General features: G+C 62.8%; 13 protein-coding genes. 6 read left to right on the top strand and 7 right to left on the bottom strand.

Features of this window, described 5'->3' with window-relative positions; all coding sequences use genetic code 11:
* The first annotated feature begins 92 nt into the window (after positions 1–92).
* From NKJ94_RS05145 to NKJ94_RS05135, 3 genes are all read left to right on the top strand, one after another.
* On the top strand, positions 93–737 hold the full coding sequence (locus NKJ94_RS05145; protein ID WP_352523347.1) for an FMN-dependent NADH-azoreductase: 645 nt from the start codon (positions 93–95) through the stop codon (positions 735–737).
* A gap of 76 nt (positions 738–813) precedes the next feature.
* Positions 814–2,247: a 3' terminal RNA ribose 2'-O-methyltransferase Hen1 gene (locus NKJ94_RS05140; RefSeq protein WP_352523346.1), complete on the top strand. Its 1,434-nt coding sequence runs from the start codon at positions 814–816 to the stop codon at positions 2,245–2,247.
* Complete coding sequence (locus NKJ94_RS05135) at positions 2,244–4,820, top strand: polynucleotide kinase-phosphatase (protein ID WP_352523345.1); 2,577 nt, start codon at positions 2,244–2,246, stop codon at positions 4,818–4,820. The genes NKJ94_RS05140 and NKJ94_RS05135 overlap by 4 nt, the downstream gene beginning before the upstream one ends.
* Positions 4,821–4,827: 7 nt before the next feature.
* Here the strand turns inward: NKJ94_RS05135 and NKJ94_RS05130 are convergent, their stop codons facing one another.
* From NKJ94_RS05130 to NKJ94_RS05100, 7 genes are all read right to left on the bottom strand, one after another.
* A complete protein-coding gene (locus NKJ94_RS05130; RefSeq protein ID WP_352523344.1) occupies positions 4,828–5,118 on the bottom strand; it encodes an HlyU family transcriptional regulator in 291 nt (96 codons plus the stop codon).
* A gap of 114 nt (positions 5,119–5,232) precedes the next feature.
* Positions 5,233–5,850 carry a PadR family transcriptional regulator gene (locus NKJ94_RS05125; protein ID WP_352523343.1) on the bottom strand — a complete coding sequence of 206 codons (618 nt, stop codon included), beginning with the start codon at positions 5,848–5,850 and terminating at the stop codon, positions 5,233–5,235.
* Positions 5,851–6,089: 239 nt separating this feature from the next.
* Entirely contained in the window at positions 6,090–6,470 is a 381-nt protein-coding gene (locus tag NKJ94_RS05120) for a thiol-disulfide oxidoreductase DCC family protein (protein WP_352523342.1), read from the bottom strand.
* A 207-nt stretch (positions 6,471–6,677) separates the two neighbouring features.
* Complete coding sequence (locus NKJ94_RS05115; RefSeq protein WP_352523340.1) at positions 6,678–6,971, bottom strand: GYD domain-containing protein; 294 nt, start codon at positions 6,969–6,971, stop codon at positions 6,678–6,680.
* Positions 6,972–7,172: 201 nt separating this feature from the next.
* On the bottom strand, positions 7,173–9,194 hold the full coding sequence (gene rpoD / locus NKJ94_RS05110; protein WP_352523338.1) for an RNA polymerase sigma factor RpoD: 2,022 nt from the start codon (positions 9,192–9,194) through the stop codon (positions 7,173–7,175).
* A 373-nt stretch (positions 9,195–9,567) separates the two neighbouring features.
* Complete coding sequence (gene dnaG / locus NKJ94_RS05105; protein WP_352523336.1) at positions 9,568–11,529, bottom strand: DNA primase; 1,962 nt, start codon at positions 11,527–11,529, stop codon at positions 9,568–9,570.
* Between the two features lie 130 nt (positions 11,530–11,659).
* Complete coding sequence (locus NKJ94_RS05100; RefSeq protein WP_352523333.1) at positions 11,660–12,049, bottom strand: RcnB family protein; 390 nt, start codon at positions 12,047–12,049, stop codon at positions 11,660–11,662.
* A 375-nt stretch (positions 12,050–12,424) separates the two neighbouring features.
* On the opposite strand from NKJ94_RS05100, the gene NKJ94_RS05095 reads away from it, so the two are divergent.
* The 3 genes from NKJ94_RS05095 to NKJ94_RS05085 all read left to right on the top strand — a co-directional run bounded on the left by NKJ94_RS05095 (position 12,425) and on the right by NKJ94_RS05085 (position 15,744).
* A complete protein-coding gene (locus NKJ94_RS05095; RefSeq protein WP_352523331.1) occupies positions 12,425–14,089 on the top strand; it encodes a Na/Pi cotransporter family protein in 1,665 nt (554 codons plus the stop codon).
* 135 nt (positions 14,090–14,224) lie between these two features.
* Complete coding sequence (locus NKJ94_RS05090) at positions 14,225–14,434, top strand: DUF2061 domain-containing protein (RefSeq protein WP_352523330.1); 210 nt, start codon at positions 14,225–14,227, stop codon at positions 14,432–14,434.
* A 128-nt stretch (positions 14,435–14,562) separates the two neighbouring features.
* On the top strand, positions 14,563–15,744 hold the full coding sequence (locus NKJ94_RS05085; protein ID WP_352523329.1) for an MFS transporter: 1,182 nt from the start codon (positions 14,563–14,565) through the stop codon (positions 15,742–15,744).
* Positions 15,745–15,746: the final 2 nt, after the last annotated feature.

Genomic DNA, 15,746 nt, shown 5'->3' with positions numbered 1-15,746 from the left:
AGATGGATAGTATAGAAAATATACCAGTTTTTCGAATGGGTCGATGGCCCCATATCCAGCGGATAAATTATTTCAACCCTGGAGAGCCCACCATGTCCATCCTTCTCGTCACATCGAGCCCGCGCGGCGCTGCCTCGCACTCGACCCGCATTGCGACTGAATTCGCTGAAAAGCTTGTCGCCGCCGACTGGTCGAACACGCTTGTCGTGCGCGACCTCGTCGCCAACCCGCTGCCGCATATCGATACGGATTATGCGACCGGCATCTACACACCCGTCGAATCCCGCACCCTGCGCCAAGCGGAAGTGGTCGGCGTATCTGACACGGTGCTAGACGAGCTGTTTGCGGCCGACACCGTCATTCTCGCCACCGGCTTCATCAACTTCAACATCTCGTCGACGTTGAAATCCTGGGTCGACCACGTCGCCCGCTCCGGCAAGAGCTTTGCTTATGGCGAGACTGGCCCGAAAGGCCTCGTCACCGGCAAGAAGGTCTACATCGTGCTGGCTTCGGGCGGCATCTATTCCGAGGGCGCCGCGGTGCAGCTGGACCACGCCATTCCTTACCTGCGCAGCGTTCTTGGCTTCCTCGGCATGACCGACGTCGAGGTCATCCGCATCGAAGGCGTCGGCATGGGCGCCGATGCGGTGGCAGCAGCACTCGCCAAGGCATCGGCCAAGGTCGACGCCATTGTGGCTGCGACCGGGAATACCGAGGGCGTCGCTGCGGCGGCGTAAAGCGTCAGCATCGTCTGAATTGAATGAGGGCAGGCGCCCAGCGCCTGCCCTTGTTTGTCGTTAGCGACAGCCTGTGGTGGACCACACAACCGCCATTGGTTATTCCGCTTGTCTGCGTTATCCGTCGCGGATGTTTCTTTCCGTTGCCACAACGCACCGTCCGGCCACCGATCTCGGTTTCTTGCTGCACAAGCATCCGGATCGCCTGCACGAGACTGACCTGTCCTTCGGCAAGGCGTGGCTGTTCTATCCCGAGGCAACCGAAGACCGTTGCGAGGCTGCACTCCTGCTCGACGTCGACCCGGTGGGGCTCGTGCGGGGCAAGGGCCAGGCAGAAGGCTTGCTCGACCAATATGTGAACGACCGGCCTTACGCGGCATCATCCTTCATGTCGGTGGCACTGAACAAAATGCTGCGGACGGCGATGACCGGCATATCGAAGGAGCGCCCGGAACTGGCCCACAGCGAACTGCCGCTGGAGGCCGTGGTCACTCCACTGCCGATGCGCGGCGGTGAGGCTCTGGTTCGAAGTCTGTTCGAACCCTTGGGCTGGACAGTCAACCTGACGCCGATCGAAGGAATCGGGTCTGCTGGGGCCCCTAGGTATGGCCATCTGAAGCTGACCGGCACGGGCCGGCTAAGTCGTCTGCTGAACCACCTTTATGTGCTCATCCCGGTAATGGACGATGCCAAGCATTATTGGGTCGGTGAAGCAGAGATCGACAAGCTGCTGTCCAAGGGAGAGGGCTGGCTGGAAAAACACCCGGCCAAAGACCTGATCGTGCGCCGCTATCTTGGCAATCGCAGGGCCTTGGCCCGCATCGCCCTGGAGCGACTGGCTCCCGAGACGGCCGGCGAGGCACAACTTGCGGAGCTGCGCGTCACGCCGGAGGAGGCGCTGGAGACGCCGATCCGGCTGAACGATTTGCGCATGGAAGCTGTGGTTCAGGTCATTCAGGCGACGGGGGCAACTTCGATTGCAGATTTGGGATGCGGCGAAGGCAAGCTACTCTATCGGCTCGTGCGCGAGCGATGGGTGCACAAGCTGTTCGGCCTCGACCCGGCCGCCCGCGAACTGGAATGGGCGGCAAAGCGTCTCAAGCTGAACGAGTTCGGCGGGCCGCCCGAGGGCCGGGTCACGCTGCTGCATGGATCGCTGACATATCGGGACAGCCGCTGGGCCGCGGTCGACGTCGCCGTGCTGGTCGAGGTCATCGAGCATCTTGATGAGGACAGGCTGCCGCTGGTCGAGCGCATCGTTTTCGGCGAGACGGCGCCGAAGTCCGTGATCGTGACCACTCCGAACGCGGACTATAATGCGTTGTTCGCCAGACTGGCCCCCGGCGCATTTCGCCACCCCGATCACCGTTTCGAGTGGAGCCGGGATCAGTTCGAAGCCTGGGCTGCCAAAATCGGAGAGACCTATGGCTATGCAACCGCCTTCAGCGGTATTGGCGCAGAGGACCCAGTTCTCGGCGCACCAACGCAGATGGCGGTGTTCACGCGATGAGGGAACCCGACAAGACCGACCTCGCCATTCCTGACTTCGCCCTCGTGGTGCTGATCGGCTCGACCGGATCGGGCAAGTCGACTTTCGCCGCCAGGCATTTCCTGCCGACCGAGATCATCTCATCGGATCAGTGCCGCGCACTTGTTTCCGACGACGAGACCGACCAGGACGTCTCTGCAGATGCCTTCGATCTGGTGCGCGAAATTGCCGGTAAACGGCTTAAGCACCGCAAGTTCACCGTCATCGATGCCACCAACGTACGAGCCGCCGACCGCAAGGCCTGGGTTGAACTGGCACGCAAGTGGCACGCTTTGCCCGTCGCAGTGGTCCTCGATCCAGGTGTCGAGGTCTGCGTCGCGCGCAACGCGGTTCGAGCCGACCGACCGTTCGGCGCCGGGGTCGCCCAACGCATGACGACCGAGATCCGCAAGGGTCTTGGCGGCCTGCAACGCGAGGGCTTCCGCCAGGTCTGGAAACTCACCAGCGAGACCAGCATCGACGCGGCCAAGGTCTCGCGCCAACCGCTGTGGACCGACAAGCGCGACGATCACGGTCCGGTCGATATCATAGGCGATATCCACGGCTGCGCCGATGAACTTCAGATCCTGCTCAGTCGACTCGGCTACAGTGTCGCTTGGTCCGAGGATCGCGACGAACGAACGGTCACCGTGATCCCGCCGGAGGGCCGCAAGATCGTTTTCGTCGGCGACCTCGTCGACCGCGGCCCCAACGCGCCGGACGTTCTGCGCATCGCCATGAGCATGGTCGCGGCCGGGACAGCCTACTGTGTCCAGGGCAACCACGAACGCAAACTCAGCCGCTGGCTGGAAGGCCGCAAGGTTACGGTCGCCCACGGCCTCCAGCAGACTATCGACCAGCTAAGTGCACAGGACCGTGGTTTGCGAGAGGCCCTTCCGGCCTTTCTCGACGGTCTGCACAGCCATGTCTGGCTCGATGGCGGAAGCCTCGCCGTCGCCCATGCCGGCCTCAAGGAGGAGATGATCGGACGCGGCTCCGGCGCCGTGCGCGAATTCGCTCTGTACGGCGAGACCACAGGCGAAACCGACGAGTTCGGGCTGCCTGTCCGCGCCGACTGGGCCGCGGCCTACCGTGGCAAGACAGCCGTAATCTATGGACACACCCCAACGCTAGCCGCCGAGTGGGTCAACAACACCCTGTGCATCGACACTGGCTGCGTATTCGGCGGCAAGTTGACGGCCTTGCGCTGGCCGGAACGCGAATTGATCGAGGTGCCGGCAATCCAGACCTGGTCGGAACCGATACGTCCGCTGGGCGGGTCCGGTCCAGGCAAACCGGCGCAGGCCGACGCCGACGGCGTGCTCGATTACCAGGATGTCTCGGGTCGCCGTTGGATCGAGACAGGACTGCGGGGTCGGATCGTCGTGGCCGAGGAGAACGCCTCGGCAGCACTGGAGGTAATGAGCCGCTTCGCGCTGTCGCCGCAATGGCTGATCTATCTGCCGCCGACCATGTCGCCCTCCGAGACCAGCAGCAAAGACGGCTGGCTGGAACGTCCGGAGGATGCCTTCGCTTACTTCCGCGAGCGCGGTGTCGCTCAGGTCGTGTGCGAGGAGAAGCACATGGGTTCGCGGGCAGTGATCGCTCTGTGCCGGAACGCGCAGACGGCGCGCAACCGCTTCGGGACCCTGGGCAATGAGACCGGCGCAATCTGGACCCGCACCGGACGTTCCTTTTTCAACGACCGCGCCATGACGGAGGGTCTGCTCGCGCGTCTCTGCGCCGAGGTCGAGGCGGCGGATCTGTGGAGGGAACTGAGCAGCGACTGGTTGCTGCTGGACACCGAGATAATGCCCTGGTCGGCCAAGGCCGGCAGCCTGATCGAAAGCCAATATGCGCCGGTGGCGACATCCTCTGCCGCTGGTTTCAAGGTCAGCCGTGATGCCCTAGCCCGTGCAATAGCGCGCGGCGTCGATGCAGCCGGCTTGAACGCACGTCTTGAGGACCGGGCTGCCCGAGCGGCCAAATACGCCACGGCCTGGGCGCCCTACGTGTGGCCAGTCTCGGGCGTCGACGACCTGAAGATCGCGCCCTTCCACCTGCTCGCCAGCGAGGGGCGTGTTTGGTTTGACCAGGACCACGTCTGGCACATGACGCTCGCGGACCGTCTGGCCGCTGACGATGGCGTGGTCACGCCAACGCGGTGGCGAACGGTTGATCTGGTCGACGGCAGCGCCTGTGCGGAGGCCGTGTCGTGGTGGGAGGCGCTGACTGGCTCAGGCGGCGAAGGCATGGTTGTCAAGCCGCGCGACTTCGTCAGCCGCGGCAAGAAGGGGCTCATCCAGCCGGCGCTGAAGGTCCGCGGCCCGGAATACCTGCGCATCATCTATGGCCCCGAATATGACGCGCCGGACAATCTCATCCGCCTGCGAGAACGCGGCCTGGGCGGCAAGCGCAGCCTGGCACTCAGGGAGTTCGCGCTCGGTCACGAGGCGCTGACGCGATTTGTCGCCAAGCAGCCGCTACGCCGGATTCACGAGTGTGTTTTCGCCGTACTGGCGCTGGAGAGTGAGCCAATCGATCCAAGGCTGTAGTAACGATCTACCCGAAGATCTTCTCGCCTTGCTCATCGACCAGCTGGATGCCCTTCTTGATCGAGACGTCGACGGCGTCGTCGAGCCCGGCAAAGCGGTCGGCGCGGATGAATTTGTGCTCCTTCATCACGCCGTCGATCTCCTTCAAAACCACGCCGCAGGTCTGGTATTGGCCCTCCGCCTTGTAGGGCGTGGCGCTGATCAAAAATCCCTTGTGCTCGATCTGCTTTACCGGCGCCGCTGTCTTTGGCTCAGCGGCCTCGTTGCCGCCGCCGAAAAGACGCTTCAGAAAAGACATGGGGTAATCCTCCAACGGCAATCATCCTGCACCACATAGCGTGGTGCAGGATGATTTTCAGTACCGGTCCTTGGCCGAGCGGGCAAGGGCCGCAGCTGGCTTGGCAGTCAGAGGTCAGTCGCGTGACAGCGCTTCCAAGGCCTCTGCGGCAGCTTCCAATATGCTGATTGCCTCGGCCTGCTTTCCTTCAGGCGCATCGACGATTTCACCGAGCGCGGCGCGCAGCCGGTGGCGCACGGCGCGGAACTCGTCGCGCTTTTCCGAGCGGCCGCGCCGGCCACCATCGCCGTCGTCGTTCCAGCCGAACCAGTCGCGCGCCTTCGCCATCTTCCGGCCGAAGCGCTCGAGATGGTCGAGCACGCGGTCGACCATCTCGCGATTTTCATTGAGATGCGCCTGCCCCGCCTCGGTGATCGAAAACACCTTCTTGTTGCCTTCCGCCGAAGAAACGGCATAGCCGGCCTCTTCCAGGAAGGTCAGCGTCGGATAGACCACGCCGGGGCTTGGGCTGTAGACGCCGCTGGTGCGCTCCTCCAGTGCCTTGATGATGTCGTAGCCGTGACGCGGCGCATCGGCCAGCAGCGAAAGCGTGATCAGCTTGAGATCGCCGTCGGCCAGCATGCGCCCGGCGCGGAACATGTCGCCCGGCCCGCCGCATCTGCCGCCTCTCATGCCATGCCCGAACGGGCCGAAGCCGCCGCCGCGTCCGCCGAACTTGCCGGCCGTATGCATGAAAACGCGTTCGGCGCGTTCGCCAAAATGATGATGTCCGAAATGTTGTGCATCGTCTGCTCCTTGAGTTATGTCTTACGATATATCTCAATTAGCTACCCGCGATGGCCTCGTCAAGATATATCTTACGATGTATCTGAAGATAGCCCGGCCGGAATGATTTCTCAAGCGACGGCAGCCAGAAGGCACATGAGGGTCGGGACCGCTCCGTAAGCGTCTCCGATGCAAACGAATACCCGTCACCAGCGGCCTTTGCGCCGGTTCCAGGCATAGAGAAGATCGGCGAAGCGATCATAGGCATAGCGCGTCAGAGGCAGTGCGGCGGGATTGCCGAACAACCTCGCCAGCCAGCCTTCGCCGGGTGTCGCCCGCCACACCGCAATGGCAACGTCGGCGCCGACCAGCAATTTGCGGTCGGCGTCGGTCGCATGCAGCCGGCGCCGGATGTCCTCCAGCCCGATACGGTATCCGGCCAGCGCCGCCGGTTCGGCATTGATGTCGCGAAATTCGATTCGCCCGGCCTTGATCGCCTCGATCAGCCGTCGTTTTTGCCGGCTGATGCCGGCATCGCAGACGGGGCAGCGCGTATTGTACCAGACGGTCAGCAGAGGCTCGGCCATGTTTCGAAACGGCACCTGAGGGACGCGCACCGATTATCCGAGAAATGCCGTTGCGCCGCAACGTGACACGATACCGGCGGAATGGCCGGCTTCGCTGATGCATGTCGCCCAAAGGCTACGCAGCGGTTTTGCGATAACGACATGCATAAAAGAGCTTAAAGCGCGTCGCAAGGGCCGTTCAGCGCGACGCGCTTCAGGAGCAGCGGCTCACCCGAGCGAGGTGATGATCTCGCGATAGGCATCCTCCGGGAAAGCCTTGAGCGTCCGAGTCCTGACGTTGCCAGCCGTCGCCAGCATTAACGAGAAACGAGCCAAGACGGCATCGTCGGGCGCTTCGACCACCGCCACCATGTCGCAATCCCCCATGGTGAGATAAAATGCCTTGAATGATCCGCCCATGTCCCCCAACATCTTCTTGGCGGCATCGAGCCGCTTCGGCGACTCGCGCACATTTTTGGCGCCTTGTTCCGTCCAGTTGATCAGCACGATGTAAGTTGTCATGGCACACCTCCCTCCGGGGCCACGGAGCACGGCGTCAACTGCCGGGGCGGGCATCCGGGTTTGTCGCCCAGAAATGCATCCGATACGAAATTATCCTCCCGCAAGCCGCAGGCCGCAAGAGCGATAGCGTCGAATAGCCGATCGCCTATGCACAAAAAAGGGCGCCGACGGCGCCCTTTGAATCCCTAACCCTTGTTGGCCTCAGCTGTCGAGGAAGCTTCTGAGCTTGCGCGACCGGCTCGGGTGCTTGAGCTTGCGCAGCGCCTTGGCTTCGATCTGGCGGATGCGCTCGCGGGTGACCGAGAACTGCTGGCCGACCTCTTCAAGCGTGTGGTCGGTGTTCATGCCGATACCGAAGCGCATTCTGAGCACGCGCTCTTCGCGCGGCGTCAGCGAGGCCAGCACGCGCGTCGTCGTCTCGCGCAAATTGGCCTGGATCGCCGCGTCGATCGGCAGGATCGCCATCTTGTCCTCGATGAAATCGCCGAGATGCGAATCCTCCTCGTCGCCGACCGGCGTTTCGAGCGAGATCGGTTCCTTGGCGATCTTCAGCACCTTGCGCACTTTTTCCAGCGGCATTGCGAGCTTTTCCGCCAGCTCTTCCGGCGTCGGCTCGCGACCGATCTCATGCAGCATCTGCCGCGAGGTGCGCACGATCTTGTTGATCGTTTCGATCATGTGCACCGGAATGCGGATAGTGCGCGCCTGGTCGGCGATCGAACGGGTGATCGCCTGCCGGATCCACCATGTCGCGTAGGTCGAGAACTTGTAGCCGCGGCGGTATTCGAATTTGTCGACCGCCTTCATCAGCCCGATATTGCCTTCCTGGATCAGGTCGAGGAACTGCAGGCCGCGATTGGTGTATTTCTTGGCGATGGAGATGACGAGGCGCAGATTGGCCTCGACCATTTCCTTCTTGGCGATCGCGGCTTCGCGCTCGCCCTTCTGCACCTGGTTGACGATCTTGCGGAATTCCTGGATCGAAATCGCCGTCTCGGTGGCGAGGTTCTGGATCTCGGCGCGCAGGTCGTGGATCGCGTCCTTCTCGTTCTTGGTGAATTCCTTCCAGCCGCGCGAGGTCAGATTGCCGATCGAGCGCGTCCAGTTCGGATCGAGCTCCGAGCCCTGATATTCCTTGAGGAACTCTTCGCGGCGCACGCCATAGCTTTCGGCCAGCCGCAACAGCTTGCCCTCGTTCTGCACCAGGCGCTTGTTGATGTCGTAGAGCTGCTCGACCAGCGCCTCGATGCGCGCCGTGTTCAAGGACAGCGACTTCACCGCCTTGATCAGCTGGTCCTTCAGCTCCTTCAGCCGGCGGTCCTGACTGGGCGACAGCGTTCCGGCGGCGGCCAGCCGGTTCTCGACCTGCTGGTCCTGCAGCTTGCGCAGCTTCTTGTAGGTGTCGGCAATGACGTCGAGCGTCTCCATCACCTGCGGGCGCAGTTCCGCTTCCATCGCCGCCAGCGACAGGCTCGCCTCGTCCTCGTCTTCCTCGTCGTCATCCACCAGGCCACGGGTGTCGCCGCCGACATTGGTAATGTCGTCCTCGTCCTCGCGCGAACGGCGCGGCTTTTCCTCGGTCTTGGCTTCCTCGATACGCTCGACCACCGGCGCCTGCTTGGCCTCCGGCCCGGCATAGGTCGCCTCGAGGTCGATGATCTCGCGCAGCAGGATCTTCGATTCGTTGAGCTCGTCGCGCCAGATGATGATGGCCTGGAAGGTCAGCGGGCTTTCGCAGAGGCCCGCGATCATCGTCTCGCGGCCGGCCTCGATGCGCTTGGCAATCGCGATCTCGCCCTCGCGCGACAGAAGCTCGACCGAGCCCATCTCGCGCAGATACATGCGGACCGGATCGTCGGTGCGGTCGGTCGGCTCTTTCTTGGTCGTGGTGGCGGCAACGGCGGTGCCGGTCTGCTCGGCAAGCTCGTTGGCATCTTCCTCGGCATCAGCTGCGGTATCGGCGGCTTCGGGCTCCTCGCCCTGCTCGTCGTCCTCGACCACGTTGATGCCCATGTCGGAAAGCATGGCCATCGTGTCCTCGATCTGCTCGGACGTCACTTCCTCCGAGGGCAGCACCGAATTCAGCTCGTCCATGGTGACATAGCCGCGCTTCTTGGCGGTTTTGATCATCTTCTTGACAGCATCGTCGGAAAGGTCGAGCAGAGGGCCATCGGTCGCGGCCTCGCGTTCGGTCTCGACTTCTTCCTTTTCTTTTGTCGCCATAGTCTTTATTTTCTCCAAGCGGCTGAGTATCAAAGCCGCGTAAGCTGCTAGTCCGGTCAAATTGGATGCGCTCCTTCCAGAACGCGCTTTACCGGGCCAGTAACTGCATCTCTCGTTAAGTCCAGATTAACCCTGATATCTGTGGCAAGCTGACCGCCTGTCCAGTGATCAGTACCTTACATCGCTGCATTCCCGTCGATGCCGGGCGGGTTAACGTTTCGAATCGACCTGATTCCGCCATTCTGCCGGAAGGTCAAGCGCCTCTCGCATGATTCGCATGAAAAAAGCGAATCAATTACCCGACTTAGAGCACCGCACGCCCGATTCAACGCGCAAGCACGTCCTTACATTTCAGTCTTCTGGAGGCTTCTGTCTAAACGCGCCCAGCCCTGCCCGACGATACGCCAAACCCTTCGATCAGCGCTTCCGTTGCCTGCACATCACGAAATTGCGCCTGGATTTCGACCAGGTGCCGATAGTTTTCGTCCGTGGGATCGCTGGCGAGCGCTGCTTCCGCCTGCTTCAGCTCCTTATGTAAGGTGCGCGCGCTGCGCTGCAAGTGGAGAGCCTGGCTGAACGCATCGCGGGCATCGTCGAGTGCCGCTGTTTCCAGCGCCGGCCATTGCCGCGCCCGCTTGATCAGCGTCACCGCGCGCTGCCAGATCTCGCCACAGCCGGCCCGCTCGATCGTCGCGATCACTGCGTTGCGGTCGTTGGCCATATCATGCGCCATGGCGTCGAGGATCGCCGCATGCAGCCGCTTCAGATCGGAGTTGGCGAGATCGAGGAACTCGACATGGGCGAAATTCTCGTCGATCAGCACGGGATGGTTGACGAGGGCCGCAATGATCGTCGCCTCGCGTACCGACATGCCCTCGCCGCCGCGCTTGACCAGCGCCGAGCGGCCGAGACTTTCGGTGATCGCGGTGCGCCCACCGGCATTGCCGCCGCGCGCAAATTGTCCGCCGGGTGCTGAAGCCCTGCCTTGGAAACGCTCGCCGGGCCGTCCGTCCTGACGCCCCTGGCGTCCGCGCTGGGCACCGAAGAAGCTCTGCACCCGCTCGCGCATTTCCTGTTGGTAGTGATAGCGAAGGCTCTCGTCTCGGATGCGGCTGGTCAGTTCGCGCAGCGTCTTTTCGAGTTCGGCCCGCCGTTCCGGCGTGTCGAAGATGCCGCCGGCCGTCTCGCGCATCCACAAGAGATCGGCGAGCGGCCGCGCGTCGGAAAGCACGGCGCGGAACGCGTCCGGCCCTTCGGCCTTGACCAGATCGTCGGGATCCTTGCCCTCCGGCAGCAGGGCGAAGCGCACCGAGCGGCCCGCCTGGACCGCCGGCAGTGCCATGTCGGCGGCGCGCCACGCAGCCTTCAGCCCGGCCTGGTCGCCGTCGAAGCACAGCACCGGCTCTCCGGCCATGCGCCATAAAAGTTCGAGCTGGTTTTCAGTCAATGCCGTGCCGAGCGGCGCCACCACGTTCTCGAAGCCGGCCTGCGCCAGCGCGATCACATCCATGTAGCCTTCGACGGCAATGACCGTGCCGCCCTTGGCCAGCGCCCCCTTTCCCAGCGCTTGGCGCGCCCGAGCGAAATTGTAGAGCACGTTGCCCTTGTGGAAGAGCTCCGTATCGGGCGAGTTCATATATTTGGCCAGCGCATCCGGCGCCAGCGCCCGCCCACCGAAGGCGATGATCTTGCCCCTCGAATCGGGGATCGGAAACATGATGCGGTCGCGGAACCAGTCGTAGGAAACCGGGACGTCGTCGCCATGGCGCACCAGCCCGCACGCCTCGATGTCGGCCTTGGGGATACCCTTGGCGGCAAGATGCTCCTTCAGCGCATTGCGGCTGTCGGGTGCATAGCCGAGACGGAAGGACTGCTGCGTCGCCGGCGTCAGCCCGCGGTCGCGCAGATAGGCGCGTGCCTTTGCCCCTTCCGGTCCCTGCAGCCGTTCCTGGAAGAACACCGTCGCCATCTCCATGACATCGGTCAGGCTGGCGCGTTCCTTTTCGCGCCGTTCCTCATCGGCGTCGCGAACCGGCATCGGCACGCCGGCCATGTCGGCGATCTTCTCGACGGCCTCGGGAAAGCTCATCCCATCGAGTTCGGTCAAGAACTTGAAATGGTCGCCCGAAACCGAGCAGCCGAAACAGTGATAGCGGCCCTTCTTGTCCTCGCAATGGAAGGACGGGCTCTTTTCGCCATGGAATGGACAGCACGCCCAATAATCGCCGCGCGGCGCGTTGGTCTTCTTCCTGTCCCACGCGACGCGCTGGCCGATCACCGAAGAAATCGGCACGCGGTCGCGGATCTCATCGAGGAAAGCAGGCGGAAAGCGCATGGGGGGACAGCTCGTTTGGCCTCCATATAATCACGCCGGCGGAGTGCGACGACTCCTAATGGCGACCATACCCGGTTTTCACAGGGCGCACAAAGAAAAGGCGGCCACTGCGGGCCGCCTTCTGGATGATTCACTGCGTGGCGATGGCGCCGAAGATCAGGCCGGAGAGCACGCTGACCAGCAGATAGTCGTTGCCGACCCGGATCCACTCCTGACCGGGACCGGGGCGGCGCAGGCCATAGTGGCGATAGTCGCGGATCGGCTGATGGCGCTTCCAGCTGGAGTATCTCTGGCCGTTGCGCCAATGGCTGCGCTTCACGACGACCTTCTTCTTCACTACGACGCGCTTGTTCACGTCGACATGCTTGTTCACGTCGACATGCCTGCCGGGCTTTTGCCAGTCGACCTGGCTGTAGTTCGACCGCGGCGCGTTTGGTGTGTTCAGCGGTGCAGCCTCGCCCTGCAACGCCGTTGCAGCCAGCATCGAGAAGGCAATGGCGGAAAGAACGATGCGTTTCATGACGGGTACTCCTTGGTTGATGCCTATGGAATAGAGCCGGAAGGATGAACCGAAACTGAACGCAGGGATTACATTTTCGTAATGATTACTTGCATTTAGAATGCCTAATTCAGTATTACCTTTAGAGCGGGCGTCCGAACTGGGCTGCGTGACCCTCCGCGCCCCCGCAGGCAATGCAACCATTTTGCCAGCCATCCATTTCCGACACGCCCCGTCGCGTGCCAACGCTCGTCCGAACCGGGCAAAATTTATTATTCGGCTAAAATAAATCGGAGTAATATCAACTTCTGCAATGTCCACGATTCGCACCCACTTTTGCCCCTTTGACTTCACGGCGCCCGCGTCGCTGGTACCTGTCGGATTGCGGGGCTGGGCATGAGCGGCTCCGTCGTTTTACTGCACCTTGCCGGCGCGGTCGCACTGATGCTGTTCGCCACCCGTTTGGTGAAGACCGGCGTCGAGCGCGCCTATGGCGACGTGCTGCGCCACAAATTGCGCGCCACCATGCGCAATCCCTTCATGGCGGTTCTGGCCGGCTGCGGCCTGGCGGTCGCGCTGCAGAGCTCGACCGCCGTTACCTTGCTGGTCGGCTCATTCGCCGGCTCCGGCATCGTCAGCGGCATGTCGGGCCAGCTTGCGGTGCGCGGCGCCGAGATCGGCTCGGCGCTGGTGGTCAAGCTGCTCACCTTCGATCTGTCGCTGCTGGTGCCGATCTGCCTGGTCGCCGGCACCGTCATGTTCATGGCCACCGAGCGGCGCGACTGGCGCCAGTTCGGCCGCATCCTGGTCGGCATCGGCCTGCTGCTTCTGTCGCTGGAGATGATCGGCCAGGCGTCGGAGCCACTGCGCCAGAGCACGCTGATGCCGCTCATCGTCGATTACTTCTCCGGCGATCCGGTCACCGCCTATCTTCTGGCGGCGTTGGTCACCTGGCTGTTCCATTCCTCGATCGCCGCCGTGCTGCTGATGGTGACGCTGGCCAGCCGCGGTTTCATCCCGCCCGAACTCGGTATCGTGCTGGTGCTCGGCGTCAATCTCGGCTCTTCGATCATCGCGCCGCTTCTAACCCGCAACGCAGAACCCGGCGTTCGCATCGTGCCGATCGGCAATCTCCTGATGCGCGGCATGGGCTCGCTGATCATGCTGATTCTGTTCCTGACGTTCAAGCCGCCGGTCGCCTTTTTGGGCAGCACCGTGCCCGACCAGATCGTCAATGCTCACATCGTCTTCAACATCCTGATCCTGATCGCCGGCCTGCCGCTGGCGAGCCTAGTCTATCGCGCCTCGGAAAAGATCGTGGCGCTGGGCACCAAGCCGGAGCTGGCCAACGCGCTCGACGTCGTCGAGCTTTCCGCGCTCAACGACAGTGCGCTCGACGTGCCAAGCCAAGCACTCGCCAACGCCACCCGCGAGGTGGTACGGGTCTGCGAGACGGTCGAGATCATGCTGAAGCGGATCATCGAACTCTATGAGAGCGCCGACGCCGACAAGATCAGCGCGCTGGCCGCACTCGACGACCGCGTCGACAGGAAGCACGCGGCGATAAAGCTCTATCTGGCCAAGGTCACCAAGAACCCGCTGAGCGAGGACGAGGCACTGCGCTGCCAGGAGCTGATCGGCGCCTGCGTCAAGCTGGAGCAGGTCGGCGACATCATCGTGCGCAACATGCTGGTCCACGTGAAGAAGAAATTCGAGCGTGGGCTGGAGTTCACGCCGGAAGGCTGGCGCGAGCTTTGCGCCTTCCATGCTTTGGTGCTCGACAACGCCAGGCTTGCCTTCAACGTGCTGGTTTCGCGCGATGCTGAAACAGCTCGCCAGCTGGTGCTGGAAAAGGACCGGCTGCGCGACCGCGAGAAGGAAACCAGCCAGAGCCATTTCGTGCGGCTGCGCGACGGCACCGCCAAGAGCGTCGAGACCAGCTCCATCCACCTCGACACCATCCGCGACCTCAAGCAGATCAACTCGCTGCTCGCCTCGATGGCCTACCCCGTGCTTGAGGAACGCGGCCTGCTCACCGGTTCGCGCCTGAAGGCGGGATAGGTTCGGCTTGCACAACACAGCCCAAACGTCGGCGCGGAAACTGCGTCAAGCCAAACACACGATAATTAACCTTTGCTCCGCCTTCCCGTACGTCGGCTAAGAGATCGGTTCCGATTACTGGGAGATAGTCAATCGATGGATACCCATTCGCGCAGCTTCGCCAAGGCGCTATCCTGGCGTGCCACCGGAACCATCGACACAATGATCATCTCTCTGGTGGTCACGGGAAGCATCAAGCTCGCCGCGGCCATCGGGCTGACCGAAGTCGTCACCAAGTCGCTGCTCTACTATCTCCACGAACGGGCGTGGCTGAAAATTCCCTACGGGAGGAAGACGGCCGCGTAGTTTTTGCCGGCGCGGCAGGCCCCTGGCTGACGATCAAGAAAAGCTAAAGCGGCGTCGACAATTTCTGGATTGCCCGCTGCCCTCATCCATGGTTTGAGGCCATCCTATCCGAGGATCGCCTTCCCGCCATGCTTCCCCTCATTGCCCTGTTCATTGCCGCCTTCGCCTTCGGCACCACCGAATTTGTCATCGCCGGCGTGCTGCCGCAGGTGGCGAATGGACTTGGCGTCTCGATCCCGACCGCCGGCTTCCTCGTCTCCGGCTATGCCGGCGGCATTGCAGTCGGCGGCCCGCTGCTGGCGCTCGCCACCAAGAGGCTCTCCCGCAAGGCCCTGCTGCTTGGACTGACTGCAGCCTTCACCATCGGCCAGGCGGCCTGCGCGCTGGCGCCGGACTTCGCCTCGATGTTGCTGTTACGGATTGCGGTGGCCGTGGCGCACGGCGCCTATTTCGGCGTTGCCATGGTGGTGGCCGTCGGCCTTGTGCGCGAAGACCAGCGCGGGATGGCGGTGGCGCTGATCCTGTCCGGCCTCACAGTATCGAACGTCATCGGCGTGCCGGCCGGCACAGCAATCGGCAACATCTGGGGATGGCGTTCAACGTTCTGGGTGATGTGCGCGCTGGGCGTGGCGGCCTTCGCGGCCATCAGCGCCCTGCTGCCGCGCAAGACGGGATCGTCGAGCCCGTCCGTCAGCCTTGGCAGCGAGGTACGCGTGCTCGCGCGCCAGCAGGTCTGGACCTCGCTCATCATCATGCTGATGCTGATGATCGGCCAGTTCGGCCTGTTCACCTACATAACGCCGACGCTGCTAGAGGTCACCGGCCTCGACGAGAAATGGATACCTTGGGTGCTCTTGCTCAATGGCGTCGGCGCTACGATCGGCGTCTTTGTCGGCGGGCGGCTCGCGGACTGGAAGCTGATGCCGTCGCTTATCGCCATGCTTTTCCTGCAGGCGGTGATGCTTGCCTTAATCTATGCCGTCAGCCCTTATCCACTGCCGATGGTGACGGCGATCATCATATGGGGCGGCCTTAACTTCGCCATCGGCACGCCGATCCAGACCCGCATCCTTACCTGGACCGCGGACGCCTCCAACCTTGCCTCGTCGCTCATTCCATCGGGCTTCAATGTCGGCATCGCGCTCGCCGCATCGCTCGGAGCGGCCATGCTCAATGCCGGCTACGGCTACCGCAGCCTGCCGGTGGTTGGCGCGATCGCCATGCTGGTCGCGGTCGCGGTCGCGATTGCCTCGCATGTCTGGGAATGGCGCAGCAGGGCTGCGCCGCCGCTGCCGACTGCCGCCGAATAGGG

The sequence above is a fragment of the Mesorhizobium sp. M0060 genome, assembly GCF_040323155.1.
Lineage (GTDB): Bacteria > Pseudomonadota > Alphaproteobacteria > Rhizobiales > Rhizobiaceae > Mesorhizobium.
Note: the sequence above shows the minus strand (reverse complement) of the source record. Positions and strands in the feature narration are given on the sequence as shown.

Bases quoted from the DNA above. Each gene is read 5' to 3' on its own strand.
- NKJ94_RS05145 (WP_352523347.1), top strand. From the start codon at position 93: ATGTCCATCCTTCTCGTCACATCGAGCCCGCGCGGCGCTGCCTCGCAC.
- NKJ94_RS05135 (WP_352523345.1), top strand. From the start codon at position 2,244: ATGAGGGAACCCGACAAGACCGACCTCGCCATTCCTGACTTCGCCCTC.
- NKJ94_RS05130 (WP_352523344.1), bottom strand. From the start codon at position 5,118: ATGTCTTTTCTGAAGCGTCTTTTCGGCGGCGGCAACGAGGCCGCTGAG.
- NKJ94_RS05125 (WP_352523343.1), bottom strand. From the start codon at position 5,850: ATGCATACGGCCGGCAAGTTCGGCGGACGCGGCGGCGGCTTCGGCCCG.
- NKJ94_RS05120 (WP_352523342.1), bottom strand. From the start codon at position 6,470: ATGGCCGAGCCTCTGCTGACCGTCTGGTACAATACGCGCTGCCCCGTC.
- NKJ94_RS05115 (WP_352523340.1), bottom strand. From the start codon at position 6,971: ATGACAACTTACATCGTGCTGATCAACTGGACGGAACAAGGCGCCAAA.
- rpoD (WP_352523338.1), bottom strand. From the start codon at position 9,194: ATGGCGACAAAAGAAAAGGAAGAAGTCGAGACCGAACGCGAGGCCGCG.
- dnaG (WP_352523336.1), bottom strand. From the start codon at position 11,529: ATGCGCTTTCCGCCTGCTTTCCTCGATGAGATCCGCGACCGCGTGCCG.
- NKJ94_RS05100 (WP_352523333.1), bottom strand. From the start codon at position 12,049: ATGAAACGCATCGTTCTTTCCGCCATTGCCTTCTCGATGCTGGCTGCA.
- NKJ94_RS05095 (WP_352523331.1), top strand. From the start codon at position 12,425: ATGAGCGGCTCCGTCGTTTTACTGCACCTTGCCGGCGCGGTCGCACTG.
- NKJ94_RS05090 (WP_352523330.1), top strand. From the start codon at position 14,225: ATGGATACCCATTCGCGCAGCTTCGCCAAGGCGCTATCCTGGCGTGCC.
- NKJ94_RS05085 (WP_352523329.1), top strand. From the start codon at position 14,563: ATGCTTCCCCTCATTGCCCTGTTCATTGCCGCCTTCGCCTTCGGCACC.